Raw genomic sequence first — 12,265 nt, forward strand, 5'->3', positions numbered from 1 at the left:
TCATGCAGATTCACGACCTTCCGTATCCCGACCCGGGTGTGCCTGACGCACGCTCGGGTCCCCGATTCCTGTGGTGGCTGGGGCGGAACCAGCTGGGCGGGCAGATGAGAGCACTGGCCTGGGGACTGTTGCACTTCGCCTCGGTCTCCGCCCTGCCGTTCTGCGTCGGGCTCGCCGTCCAGGCAGTCGTCGAACGCTCCGGCGCGCGGCTGGCCACGGCGGGCGGCCTGCTGGCGCTGGTCTGCGCCGGCAACGCGCTCGGCGACACCTTCCTGCACCGCGCCGCGGTCACCAACTGGATCACCGCGGCCGCCCGTGTCCAGCAGCTGCTCGCGCGCAAGGCCGCCCAGCTGGGCCCGGCCCTGACCCGGCGGGTCGCCGCCGGCGAGGTCGTGGCCGTCTCCACCGGTGACGTCGAGAAGATCGGCTGGCTCGTGGAGGCCGTGTCCCGGTTCACCGCGGCGGCCCTCACCATCGTGCTGGTCTGCGTCGCCCTGCTCCTCTACCAGCCGGCGCTCGGCGTGATCGTCGCCGTCGGACTGCCCGCGCTGGCGCTCGCGGTGCTCCCGCTGCTGCCCCACGCGACCCGGCGCGCCGACCTGCAGCGCGACAAGGCGGGGCGCGCCACGGAACTGGCCTCCGACACGGTCGCCGGACTGCGGGTGCTGCGTGGCATCGGCGGCGAGGAACTGTTCCTCGACCGCTACCGCCGCGCCTCCCAGGAAGTACGGCACGCGGCCGTCCGCAGCGCCCGGATGTGGTCCCTGATCTCCGCGATCCAGGTCCTGCTGCCGGGCCTGCTGCTGATCGCGGTCGTCTGGTACGGCGTCCACCTGGCCCGCGAGGGACGGATCACCGTGGGTGAACTCGTCACCGTCTACAGCTCCGTCATGGTCCTCACCTATCCCCTGCGGCACTTCGAGGAGATCGCCATGGCGTACTCCTTCTCCCGCCCGTCGGCCAGACGGGCCGCGCGGGTGCTGTCGCTGGAGCGCACGACGGACATCGCGGGGACTCTGGCGGCCGACACCCCGGCCGGCGACCTGCACGACCCGGCAACCGGACTGCGAGCACCCGCCGGGCGCCTTACCGCCGTGGTGTGCGGCGATCCGGACGCGGCGGGCCGCCTGGCGGAACGGCTCGGCGGACACGCCGCCGAACCGGGCAGGTCCGTGCTGCTGGGCGGCGTACCGCTCGACGAACTGCCGCTCGACTCCGCGCGCACGGCCGTCCTGGTCCAGGACAAGGACCCGGTGCTGCTGTCCGGTTCGCTGCGCGAGCTGCTGGACGTGCCCGCCTCGGGTGACGTCACCGCGCGGGACGCCCTGGCGGCCGCGCAGTGCGGGGACGTCCTCGAGGCGCTCGGGCAGGCGTCGCTGGATGCCGGGGACCCGATGGACGTACGGATCACCGAGCGCGGCCGGTCCCTCTCCGGTGGCCAGCGCCAGCGTCTGGCCCTGGCCCGGTCCCTTGTCACCGACCCGGAGGTGCTCGTCCTGGACGAACCGACCTCCGCCGTCGACTCCCACACCGAGGCACGGATCGCGGCGGGCGTACGCAGCCTGCGGTCCGGCCGCACCACCGTGGTGTTCACCTCCTCGCCGCTGCTGCTGGACCGCGCCGACCACGTCGTCCTGGTCCACGAGGGCTCGGTCGCGGCGAGGGGCCTGCACCGCGAGCTGGTGCGCACCGACGGCCGGTACCGGTCGGTGGTGGCCCGGGAAACGGACGAGGAGCGCGCCGTGAGCGACATGCTGAAGGACGACGGGACGCTGCGGGGCGCCCCCGGTGGTCCGCCGACCGACGACGAGGCCGCCCTGCGGGGCGCGCTGGAAGAGATCGAGGAGACCGCATGATCGGCGTGGCGCCACCGGCGTACGACCCGGCGGCCCCGACGACGGCGAACACCCTGCCCGTCGGCGCCCCCGCGACCGTACGCGCCTATGTCACCGAGCTGCTGCGCCGGCACCGGCGCGCCTTCCTGCTCCTCGTCACGGTCAACACGGTCTCCGTGCTCGCCTCCATGGTGGGCCCCTGGCTGCTGGGCGACCTGGTCGAGCGGGTGTCGGACGGCGCGCGGGAGCTCCATCTGGGGCTCATTTCCATGCTGTTCGTCCTCGCGCTGCTCCTCCAGGCCGTGTTCGTCCGGGAGGTCCGGCTGCGCGGCGCGATGCTCGGCGAACGGATGCTGGCCGACCTGCGCGAGGACTTCCTCGTCCGGTCGGTCGGTCTTCCGCCGGGCGTACTGGAACGGGCGGGCACCGGTGACCTGCTCTCCCGCATCACCACCGACATCGACCGGCTGGCCAACGCGATGCGCGAGGCCGTGCCCCAACTGGCGATCGGGGTCGTGTGGGCAGCGCTGCTGCTCGGCGGCCTGGTCGTCACCGCGCCACCGCTCGCCGCGGCCGTGCTGCTCGCCCTGCCCCTGCTGGTGATCGGCTGCCGCTGGTACTTCCGGCGGGCGCCGTCCGCCTACCGCTCGGAGGCCGCCGGCTACGCGGCGGTGGCCGCCGCGCTCGCCGAGAGCGTCGACGCCGGGCGGACGGTGGAGGCGCACCGCCTCGGCGGCCGCCGCGTCGCCCTGTCGGACCGCCGGATCAAGGAGTGGACGGCGTGGGAGCGCTACACGCTCTGGCTGCGGTCGGTGCTCTTCCCGGTCATCAACGTCACCCATGTGACGGTGCTCGCCTCCGTGTTGATGGTCGGCGGCGTCTTCGTCCTGCAGGGGTGGGTCGGGGTCGGCCAGCTGACGACGGGTGCCCTCATCGCCCAGATGCTCGTCGACCCGGTGGGCCTGATCCTGCGCTGGTACGACGAGCTGCAGGTGGCCCAGGTGTCGCTGGCCCGCCTGGTCGGCGTCCGCGACATCGAACCGGACGCCGGCGACGCCTCGCTGGCCCCCGCCGGACGGGACGTCCACGCCGACCGGGTGCACTTCGGCTACCGGGAGGGCGTGGACGTGCTGCGCAAGGTGTCCCTGGAGGTGGCGCCGGGCACCCGGCTGGCCCTGGTCGGCCCCTCGGGCGCCGGCAAGTCCACGCTGGGCCGGCTGCTCGCGGGGATCTACGCGCCCCGGGACGGCCGGATCACCCTCGGCGGCGCCGAGCTGTCCCGGATGCCCGCCGAACGCGTCCGCTCCCACGTGGCCCTCGTCAACCAGGAGCACCACGTCTTCGTGGGCTCCCTGCGCGACAACCTCCTGCTCGCGCTCCCCCACTCCCGGCTTCGCTCGAGCGTCCGGACCTCCGCCGGAGCCGTCGACGCGGAGCTGTGGGCGGCACTGGGCGCGGTCGACGCCGATGGCTGGGCCCGTGCCCTCGGCGACGGGCTGGACACCGAGGTCGGTTCGGGTGGTCTCGCCCTCACCCCGGCCCAGGCCCAGCAGATCGCACTGGCCCGTCTGGTCCTGGCCGACCCGCACACGCTGGTCCTGGACGAGGCGACCTCGCTCCTCGACCCGCGCGCGGCCCGGCACCTGGAGCGGTCCCTGGCCCGCGTCCTCGACGGCCGCACCGTGGTCGCCATCGCCCACCGGCTGCACACCGCCCACGACGCGGACGTCATCGCCGTCGTCGAGGACGGTCGCATCAGCGAGCTGGGCAGCCACGACGAGCTCGTCACTGCGGACGGTGCGTACGCGGCACTGTGGCGGTCCTGGCACGGGTGAGGGGGCCGGGGCGTCACGCCGGGGACGACGCCCGGCGGGACGGAGCGCGAGGTGCCGGTCCGGGCCGGTGCCCGCCCCGTGTCCGCCGTCGCCCGCACCCGGGGTGCCCCCCCTCCGGTGTGACCGCCGGCTCCGGTGTGACCGGCGGGATGCCCGGCGTGACCAGTGGGAAGCCGAGGGTGGCCGCAGGGGCCGGCCGGTGGCGGGCGGCCTCGGGACGGGTACCGGGGCCATGCCGTTGCGCGGGGCCGAACAGGGGTGGAAGGCTGGGATGAGGCAGCGGCTCGGGGAGCGCCCGGGAACCGTCCGGTTCGTGCCGGGTGACAGCCGTGCCCCGCGCACCGGCGGCCTCCCGCCGGCCGCGGTGAGAACGGGCCGGTCCCCACCACCTGGAGGTACCCGTGGACAGCGCCGACGGATGGGGAGATGACGTCTACCAGCCCGATGACAACTCCGAGGTCAGGGAAGACACGGGAGTGCTCGACTCGGAGGACACGCTGGAGTACGACGGTGTCGACGATCCCCTGGACCGTGGCTGGTCCCCTCCGGAGCGGCCGTGGGCGGTGGAGCACACCGGTGTGACCGCGGCCGAGCGCCGGCAGGGCGAGACCCTGGACCAGCGCCTCGCCGAGGAGCTGCCCGACCTGGCCGCGCCGGACGGCGACGGCATCGGCGACTGCGAGGGCAGCGACGGGGAACTCCTGGACAACGAGGTCGGTGCGGCCCGCTCCGGCCGTCTCGTCGCACCCGACGAGGGCGCCCACGAGGACGAGGAGAGTGCCCTGGTCGCCACCGACGTGGGCATCGACGGCGCCGCCGCCTCCGCCGAGGAGGCCGCGATGCACGTCGTGGACGAGGACACCCTGTTCGGCTGAACCCGCCGCCCGCGCGTGCTCACCGCCTCTCCCGCCGGACGAGGAGCATCCATGCAGCAGGACAAGCATCCCGCCTACCATCCAGTCGTCTTCCGGGACCGCGCCGCCGGATACGCCTTCTTGACCCGGTCCACCGCGAGCAGCGACCAGACCATCGAGTGGGACGACGGCCGGACGTACCCGGTGGTGGACGTGGAGATCTCCTCGGAGAGCCACCCGTTCTACACCGGCAAGGCCCGCACGGTGGACACCGAGGGCCGCGTCGCCCGGTTCGAACGGCGCTACGGCGGCACGGCACAGGGACCGGAGGGTGACAAGGCCTCCTGACACCACCTCCGCGGAGAGTTCACCGAGGGCTCGTGGACGGGGCAGCGGGGCGCACGGGCGAGTGGGCCGTCGCCGGCGCGTCAGATGAAGTTCAGCGCGGCCGCGCAGCCCACTCCGCCGAGCAGCATGAACACCGGCATCAGTACCTTCAGCTCGACCCAGCTGCCCGCACGGAACCGCATCACCTTGGGCGGACCGACCGGGTACCAGCGCTTGCGGCCCACCGGTATCGGCCACAGGACCGGGCAGCCGGAGACGGTCAGCGCGTCCCCGATGTCGTGCACCAGCGCGCCCAGCACGATCGGCAGCCCCAGCCACAGGTACTCCTGGCCCGGCGCCGTGAACAGCCAGTCCGAGCCGTTGCCCGGCTTGTCCAGGATGCCGGCGAGGATCCAGGCGCTGGTCGCGGCCAGCAGCCACACCAGGACGTCGCTGCTCGAGCCCCGGGCCGCCCGCCACAACAGGCCCTCGATGGCCAGCACCATGTGCACGAAGAGAAGCGCCAGCACCGCCCATCGGCCCCCGGTGACCGCCGCTGCGGAAGAACCGGCCCCGATCAGCACCGCCCACAGCCAGGTGTGCGTCAGCGTCCGGTGCCCGCCGGAGCGACGCGGGTCGCCCTGCTTCCTGGTCGCCTTGTAGACGGCGTAGGACAGCTTGTCCACGATCTCGCAGACCCAGCGCGACAACGGTCCGAAGGCGCGCGAGATGGTGGCGGCCTTGTGGTCCAGGTCCGGCGCGAGCGCGGCGCCGGCGCAGATCAGCGCGCCGCACAACAGGACCGGCCAGGGCATCGGGTGCCCGGCCGCAGCGGCCGCCGCCCCGACGCCGAGCCAGGCCGCGGCGCCCGACAGTGAGTGTGCTGGTCCCATCATGGCCGTTCCCCGCCCCATTCCTCGTGTACCGCTGTGTCGTTGACCCGGTGCGCTGATGCGCCGTCGGCGACACAGCGTAGCGGTCGTGATCTTCGGTGCGGCAGCCGATTCCCGCCCGGGTGGCCGGGCCAGGCAAGATGGGGGCGTGACCCTCATCGATCAGCTGCCGCCGACCGCCGACCCCGACGCCCTTTACGAAGCCTTCGAGTCGTGGGCCCAGGAGCGCGGTCTCACGCTCTATCCCCACCAGGAGGAGGCACTGATCGAGGTGGTCTCCGGTGCGAATGTGATCGTGTCGACACCCACCGGGTCCGGCAAGAGCATGATCGCCGCCGGTGCGCACTTCGCCGCCCTGGCCCGGGACGAGGTCACCTTCTACACGGCTCCGATCAAGGCACTGGTCTCGGAGAAGTTCTTCGAGCTGTGCAAACTCTTCGGAACCGAGAACGTCGGCATGCTCACCGGCGACGCCTCCGTCAACGCCGACGCACCCGTCATCTGCTGCACCGCCGAGGTACTGGCCTCGATCGCGCTGCGCGACGGCAAGGACGCCGACGTCGGCCAGGTGGTGATGGACGAGTTCCACTTCTACGCCGAGCCCGACCGCGGCTGGGCCTGGCAGATCCCCCTGCTGGAACTGCCGCAGGCGCAGTTCGTCCTGATGTCGGCCACCCTCGGCGACGTCTCCTTCTTCGAGAAGGACCTCACCCGCCGCACCGGCCGCCCCACCGCGGTGGTCCGCTCGGCCACCCGCCCGGTGCCCCTGTCCTACGAGTACCGGCGCACCCCGCTCACCGAGACGCTCACCGACCTGCTGCAGGCGCGCCAGGCGCCGGTGTACATCGTGCACTTCACCCAGGCCCAGGCCGTGGAGCGGGCCCAGGCACTGATGAGCATCAACATGTGCTCGCGTGAGGAGAAGGAGCAGATCGCCGAGCTGATCGGCAACTTCCGCTTCACCACCAAGTTCGGCCGCAACCTCTCCCGCTACGTCCGGCACGGCATCGGCGTCCACCACGCCGGCATGCTGCCGAAGTACCGACGACTGGTGGAGAAGCTCGCGCAGGCCGGTCTGCTGAAGGTGATCTGTGGTACGGACACGCTCGGTGTAGGGGTCAACGTGCCGATCCGGACCGTGCTTTTCACGGCACTCACCAAGTACGACGGGAGCCGCGTCCGGACCCTGCGCGCGCGTGAGTTCCACCAGATCGCCGGGCGGGCCGGGCGGGCAGGCTTCGACACGGAGGGCTTCGTCGTCGCGCAGGCACCCGAGCACGTCATCGAGAACGAGAAGGCGCTCGCCAAAGCGGGCGACGACCCGAAGAAGCGCCGGAAGGTGGTCCGAAAGAAGGCGCCGGAGGGCTTCGTCGGCTGGACGGACAGCACCTTCGACAAGCTCATCGCCTCCGAGCCGGAGCCGCTGACGTCCCGTTTCCGCGTGACGCACACCATGCTGCTGTCGGTGATCGCCCGGCCCGGCAACGCCTTCGCGGCCATGCGGCGACTGCTGGAGGACAACCACGAGCCGCGCAAGCAGCAGCTGCGGCACATCCGGCGGGCGATCGCCATCTACCGCTCCCTGCTGGACGGCGGCATCGTCGAGAAGCTCGACGGTCCGGACGCCGAGGGCCGTATCATCCGTCTCACCGTAGATCTCCAGCAGGACTTCGCGCTGAATCAGCCGCTGTCCACCTTCGCGCTCGCCGCGTTCGAACTGCTGGACCCCGAGTCGCCGTCCTACGCGCTGGACATGGTGTCCGTTGTGGAGTCCACGCTGGACGATCCGCGGCAGATCCTCGCCGCCCAGCAGAACAAGGCGCGCGGTGAGGCCGTGGCCGCGATGAAGGCGGACGGCGTCGAGTACGAGGAGCGCATGGAGCGCCTCCAGGACATCACCTACCCCAAGCCCCTGGAGGAATTGCTCTTCCACGCCTACAACACCTATCGCAAGAGCCATCCCTGGGTCGGAGACCATCCTCTGTCGCCGAAGTCCGTGATCCGCGACATGTACGAACGGGCCATGTCCTTCACGGAGTTGGTCTCCTTCTACGAGCTGGCCCGCACCGAGGGCATCGTGCTGCGCTACCTGGCCAGTGCGTACAAGGCCCTGGAGCACACCATTCCGGACGATCTGAAGTCCGAGGACCTCCAGGATCTGATCGCCTGGCTCGGGGAGATGGTGCGCCAGGTGGACTCCAGCCTGCTGGACGAGTGGGAGCAGCTGGCCAACCCGGAGGAGATGACCGCCGAGGAGGCCCAGGAGAAGGCCGACCAGGTCAAGCCGGTCACCTCCAACGCCCGCGCCTTCCGCGTCCTGGTCCGCAACGCCATGTTCCGCCGCGTCGAGCTCGCCGCCCTCGACCAGGTCGGGGAGCTCGGCGAGTTGGACGCCGAGTCCGGATGGGACGCCGAGGCCTGGGGCGATGCGATGGACAAGTACTGGGAAGAGTACGAGGACCTCGGCACCGGTCCCGACGCCCGCGGCCCCAAGCTGCTGGTGATCAAGGAAGAGCCGCAGAACGGCCTGTGGCGAGTGCGGCAGATCTTCGACGACCCCAGCGGCGACCACGACTGGGGCATCAGTGCGGAGGTCGACCTCGCCGCCTCCGACGCCGAAGGCCGTGCCGTCGTCCGTGTGACCGACGTCGGTCAGCTGTGAGCGCAGGAGATTCCCACTCATGACGAACCCGGCCGAAAGGCTCGTCGACCTGCTCGACCTGGAGCAGATCGAAGTCAACATCTTCCGTGGCCGCAGCCCGCAGGAGTCGCTGCAGCGGGTCTTCGGCGGCCAGGTGGCGGGCCAGGCGCTGGTCGCCGCCGGCCGCACCACCGACGGCGAGCGCCCGGTGCACTCGCTGCACGCGTACTTCCTGCGCCCGGGCCGGCCGGGCGTGCCGATCGTGTACCAGGTCGAGCGGGTGCGGGACGGACGGTCCTTCACCACCCGCCGGGTCACCGCCGTACAGCAGGGCCGCACGATCTTCAATCTGACCGCCTCCTTCCACAAGCCTGAACAGGGGAGCTTCGAGCACCAGCTGCCACCGGCCCGAAAGGTGCCGGGCCCCGAGTCGCTGCCGACGGTCACGGACGAGGTCCGGGAGCATCTGGGCGCACTTCCCGAGCAGTTGGAGCGCATGGCACGCCGCCAGCCCTTCGACATCCGCTATGTGGACCGGCTGCGCTGGACCACCGAGGAGGTCGAGGAGGCCGAGCCGCGCAGCGCCGTGTGGATGCGCGCGGTCGGACCGCTCGGCGACGACCCGCTCGTGCACACCTGCGCCCTGACCTACGCGAGTGACATGACCCTGCTCGACGCCGTACGCCTGCCGATCGAGCCGCTGTGGGGGCCGCGGGGCTTTGACATGGCGTCGCTGGACCACGCCATGTGGTTCCACCGGCCGTTCCGTGCGGACGAGTGGTTCCTCTACGACCAGGAGTCCCCCATCGCGACGGGAGGCCGGGGTCTGGCCCGCGGGCGCATCTACGACATGGAGGGGCGTCTGCTCGTGTCGGTCGTCCAGGAAGGGCTGTTCCGCGCGGTGTAGCGGCGGCTGCCCTCCATGGCAGGTCCAGGCGTCCGGGGAACCGGCGGCCGCCGTGCCTTCAGGCGCCTGTGCGGAAGAACCGGCCCAGCAGCCCGCGCGACTGCGGGGTTGGTCCCGGTTGCACGGAGTGCTCGCAGTGTTCGGAGCGCTTGGAGCGCCTGGGCCGGGCGAGACGCTCGGCGTGCTCGGGCTCGTGCACGTGCTCGCGCTGTTCACGTGAGGCCGTGTGCTGTTCCGGTGCCGCACGTCGGTCGGTGTGCCGGGGGGCCGGACGGGGCGCGGGGTGGTGGGTTCGCGCCTCCTCCACGGCCCGTGCCAGGTCGGCACGGAGCCAGTCGATCTCGTCGGGATCCTGCGCCGTCATGATCCGTCCGGCCAGATGGGCGGCGGGCGAGTCCTGTGTGCCGTGAGTCGCCGGCTGCGGACGGAAGCGGTTCAGGCGCGCGCGTTCATAGGGGTCCCTGACGATCTCCGACATCTGGAGCGGGTCGAGCAGCGAGGCCACGGCGGCCGCCCGCTCCCACGGGTCACCCGCCTGGCGCAGCAGGAAACCCAGGTGTCGCCCGCGCCAGTTACGGGGACGCAGATCCACACCCGCGTCCAACTGGCCCCGCAGGCCCTCGGGCAGTGGCCGGCTGAGCAGAGTGGCGTTCGTGGGGTCGGCCGCGAACTCCCTGAGCTCCTCGGCCAGATACAGCCAGACCACGGCCCGGTAGCGGTTGAGGTAGAAGTTGACCGGTGCCACCAGGCCCAGGCGGGCCAGCCGCGTGAACCTGGCGGCGGTCACCTCCATGACCTCCGCGCCGCCCCTGGTGCCCACGGCCTCGACCCGCTTCTGCAGGACCTGCGGAAATCCCTCCTGCGCGCGCAGCCGCTCGATCTCCGTGCGGGCGACGCGTCGCCCGCCGCCCCCTTCGTCGGGGAGGGTACGGATGTGGCCGAGGTGGACGGCCAGATCGAACTCGCTCCGCCGCAGCCCCAGTTCGCGGGCCGCCCGGCTCTGGGTGCAGGGCGTTGCGCGTTTGTCGACGGGATGCCGGACGGTGGGCGTGACCTCGTGCGTGATGGTGTTGCCGGACATGCTCGTCTCCCCCGTGGAGCGGGTGGCTCGCGCCCGGTGCGCTCGCCTGCGAAAAACCGTAGCCCGAGCCGGGAATCTCGGCTCGGGCCTGTGGAAAACTCCACGGGGTATCGCGAAGGTGCAGGTCAGAGGTCCGTGGCCGAGCTGCCCTCGGGATGACGGGCGTCCACGTCGAGGTGTTCGCCGACTCGGTTCACAAGCAGGGTCATCTCGTAGGCGATCTGGCCGATGTCGGCATCCGCGCCGCTGAGGACGCACAGGCAACTGCCCGTGCCGGCGGCCGTGACGAACAGCACCGCGTCGTCGAACTCGACCATCGTCTGGCGCACGTTGCCCGCGCCGAAGTGGCGTCCCGAGCCCTTGGCGAGGCTGTGCAGTCCGGACGACACGGCCGCCAGATGCTCCGCGTCCTCGCGCCGCAGACCCGTACTTGCCCCCGTCACCAGCCCGTCGGTGGACAGCACGAGAGCGTGCCGTACGTGCTCCACCCGCTCGGTCAGGTCATCGAGCAGCCAGCCGAGTGTCTGGTTCTGCGCCATGATGCGGTCTCCCCGTGTGATGTCTGCCCCTTGGTCTGAGGGTCTCCCGCCAGCCTTCCCCACTGCCGCTGTCCCGGCAAGGAGGATGGGGACATGGCACACAAGATGACCGACGAGGAATGGCGGGCGTTCGTCTCGTACGGCACTCGCACCGGCAAGCTGTCCACCGTAAGGGCAGACGGGGGCCCTCATGTCGCGCCGATCTGGTTTCTGCTCGACGGCGACGAGGTGGTGTTCAACACCGGGAAGGAGACGGTGAAGGGACGCAATCTGGCCCGTGACGGCCAGGTCGCACTGTGCGTGGACGACGACCGGCCGCCGTTCGGCTTCGTGGTGCTGCAGGGGCGGGCCCGGCTGTCCGAGGACCTCGACGAGCTCAGGCACTGGGCCACCCGGATCGGCGGCCGGTACATGGGTGAGGAGCGCGCCGAGGAGTTCGGCGCCCGCAACGGCGTCCCGGGCGAACTGCTGGTGCGGGTCACGATCGACAAGGTGGTGGCGGTGAAGGACCTCACGGGCTGAGGGCTGCTGCCGTCCGCGGGCCTGCACCCAGGGCCGGCGAACGGTCGTTGTCAGCCCACGGAGTCGAGCAGCCGGGCGGTGTGCATGCGCCCGGCGTACTCGACGAGCCGGATCAGCACCTCCTTTCCCGAGTTGCGGTCCCGGGCGTCGCACAGGACCACCGGTGTCCCGTGGTCGAGGTCAAGGGCTCTGGAGACGTCGTGGGCTTGGTGCGCGCGGGCGCCCGCGAAGCAGTTGACGGCCACCACGAACGGGATGTGCCGGTGCTCGAAGTAGTCCACCGCCGGGAAGCAGTCCTCGAGCCGCCGGGTGTCGGCCAGGACCACGGCGCCGAGGGCCCCTTGAGACAGTTCGTCCCACAGGAACCAGAAGCGGTCCTGGCCCGGTGTGCCGAAGAGGTAGAGGGAGAGGCCGGAGCGGATGGTGATGCGTCCGAAGTCCATGGCGACCGTCGTGGTGACCTTCTGGTCCACCCCGTCGGTGTCGTCCACCAGCTGACCGGCCTCGCTCAGCAGTTCCTCGGTGCGCAGGGGCCGGATCTCGCTGACTGCTCCCACAAGGGTGGTCTTGCCCACGCCGAATCCGCCGGCGACCAGTATCTTCAGCGCCAGGGCGGCCGTCTCGCCACTCTGGGCATCGGAGTGCTCGGAGACCATGGATCACTTCTCTCAGGACAGGGGCGGCAAGGACCGGCGCCGTCGGGCGCCTGCCGCACATCGGCGCGTCGTCCGGACAGGGCTCGGGTGTTCGGGTGCATGAGGCTTGGCTGCTCGGATGCCGGGGTGCCCGGGTCGTCGCGTGCTGGGGTGCGAAGTCAGCATCATGACAACT

The 12,265-nt window shown here is 71.4% G+C and carries 11 protein-coding genes; 7 read left to right on the top strand and 4 right to left on the bottom strand.

Features of this window, described 5'->3' with window-relative positions:
• The first annotated feature begins 2 nt into the window (after nucleotides 1-2).
• The 4 genes from ACH4UM_RS19600 to ACH4UM_RS19615 all read left to right on the top strand — a co-directional run bounded on the left by ACH4UM_RS19600 (nucleotide 3) and on the right by ACH4UM_RS19615 (nucleotide 4,872).
• The gene (locus ACH4UM_RS19600; RefSeq protein ID WP_398180524.1) at nucleotides 3-1,856 is read left to right on the top strand and encodes an ABC transporter ATP-binding protein; all 1,854 of its coding nucleotides are present in this window, start codon (nucleotides 3-5) and stop codon (nucleotides 1,854-1,856) included.
• Nucleotides 1,853-3,670 (top strand): ABC transporter ATP-binding protein, encoded by a 1,818-nt coding sequence (locus ACH4UM_RS19605; protein WP_398180527.1) that lies wholly within the window; start codon nucleotides 1,853-1,855, stop codon nucleotides 3,668-3,670. The genes ACH4UM_RS19600 and ACH4UM_RS19605 overlap by 4 nt, the downstream gene beginning before the upstream one ends.
• A 401-nt stretch (nucleotides 3,671-4,071) precedes the next feature.
• A complete protein-coding gene (locus tag ACH4UM_RS19610) occupies nucleotides 4,072-4,545 on the top strand; it encodes a DUF5709 domain-containing protein (protein WP_398180530.1) in 474 nt (157 codons plus the stop codon).
• A 51-nt stretch (nucleotides 4,546-4,596) separates the two neighbouring features.
• Nucleotides 4,597-4,872, top strand: coding sequence for a type B 50S ribosomal protein L31 (locus ACH4UM_RS19615; RefSeq protein ID WP_398180533.1), 276 nt, complete (start codon nucleotides 4,597-4,599; stop codon nucleotides 4,870-4,872).
• A gap of 80 nt (nucleotides 4,873-4,952) precedes the next feature.
• Here the strand turns inward: ACH4UM_RS19615 and ACH4UM_RS19620 are convergent, their stop codons facing one another.
• The gene (locus tag ACH4UM_RS19620; protein WP_398180536.1) at nucleotides 4,953-5,747 is read right to left on the bottom strand and encodes a metal-dependent hydrolase; all 795 of its coding nucleotides are present in this window, start codon (nucleotides 5,745-5,747) and stop codon (nucleotides 4,953-4,955) included.
• A 145-nt stretch (nucleotides 5,748-5,892) separates the two neighbouring features.
• Here ACH4UM_RS19620 and ACH4UM_RS19625 point away from each other — a divergent pair, with 145 nt between their 5' ends.
• Together ACH4UM_RS19625 and ACH4UM_RS19630 are read left to right on the top strand one after the other, a co-directional pair.
• A complete protein-coding gene (locus tag ACH4UM_RS19625; RefSeq protein WP_398180539.1) occupies nucleotides 5,893-8,406 on the top strand; it encodes a DEAD/DEAH box helicase in 2,514 nt (837 codons plus the stop codon).
• A 19-nt stretch (nucleotides 8,407-8,425) separates the two neighbouring features.
• The gene (locus ACH4UM_RS19630; RefSeq protein ID WP_398180542.1) at nucleotides 8,426-9,292 is read left to right on the top strand and encodes an acyl-CoA thioesterase; all 867 of its coding nucleotides are present in this window, start codon (nucleotides 8,426-8,428) and stop codon (nucleotides 9,290-9,292) included.
• A gap of 58 nt (nucleotides 9,293-9,350) precedes the next feature.
• Here the strand turns inward: ACH4UM_RS19630 and ACH4UM_RS19635 are convergent, their stop codons facing one another.
• Both ACH4UM_RS19635 and ACH4UM_RS19640 read right to left on the bottom strand, forming a co-directional pair.
• The gene (locus tag ACH4UM_RS19635; protein ID WP_398180545.1) at nucleotides 9,351-10,373 is read right to left on the bottom strand and encodes a DUF6397 family protein; all 1,023 of its coding nucleotides are present in this window, start codon (nucleotides 10,371-10,373) and stop codon (nucleotides 9,351-9,353) included.
• A 125-nt stretch (nucleotides 10,374-10,498) separates the two neighbouring features.
• Entirely contained in the window at nucleotides 10,499-10,912 is a 414-nt protein-coding gene (locus ACH4UM_RS19640; protein WP_398180548.1) for a roadblock/LC7 domain-containing protein, read from the bottom strand.
• Nucleotides 10,913-11,005: 93 nt separating this feature from the next.
• Between ACH4UM_RS19640 and ACH4UM_RS19645 the strand changes: the two genes are divergently transcribed.
• Complete coding sequence (locus ACH4UM_RS19645; protein ID WP_398180551.1) at nucleotides 11,006-11,434, top strand: PPOX class F420-dependent oxidoreductase; 429 nt, start codon at nucleotides 11,006-11,008, stop codon at nucleotides 11,432-11,434.
• Between the two features lie 50 nt (nucleotides 11,435-11,484).
• On the opposite strand, the gene ACH4UM_RS19650 is transcribed toward ACH4UM_RS19645, so the two are convergent.
• Nucleotides 11,485-12,090: a GTP-binding protein gene (locus ACH4UM_RS19650; RefSeq protein WP_398180554.1), complete on the bottom strand. Its 606-nt coding sequence runs from the start codon at nucleotides 12,088-12,090 to the stop codon at nucleotides 11,485-11,487.
• Nucleotides 12,091-12,265: the final 175 nt, after the last annotated feature.

It is taken from the genome of Streptomyces sp. NPDC020801 (assembly GCF_044334385.1).
In the GTDB taxonomy this organism is placed as follows: Bacteria; Actinomycetota; Actinomycetes; order Streptomycetales; family Streptomycetaceae; genus Streptomyces.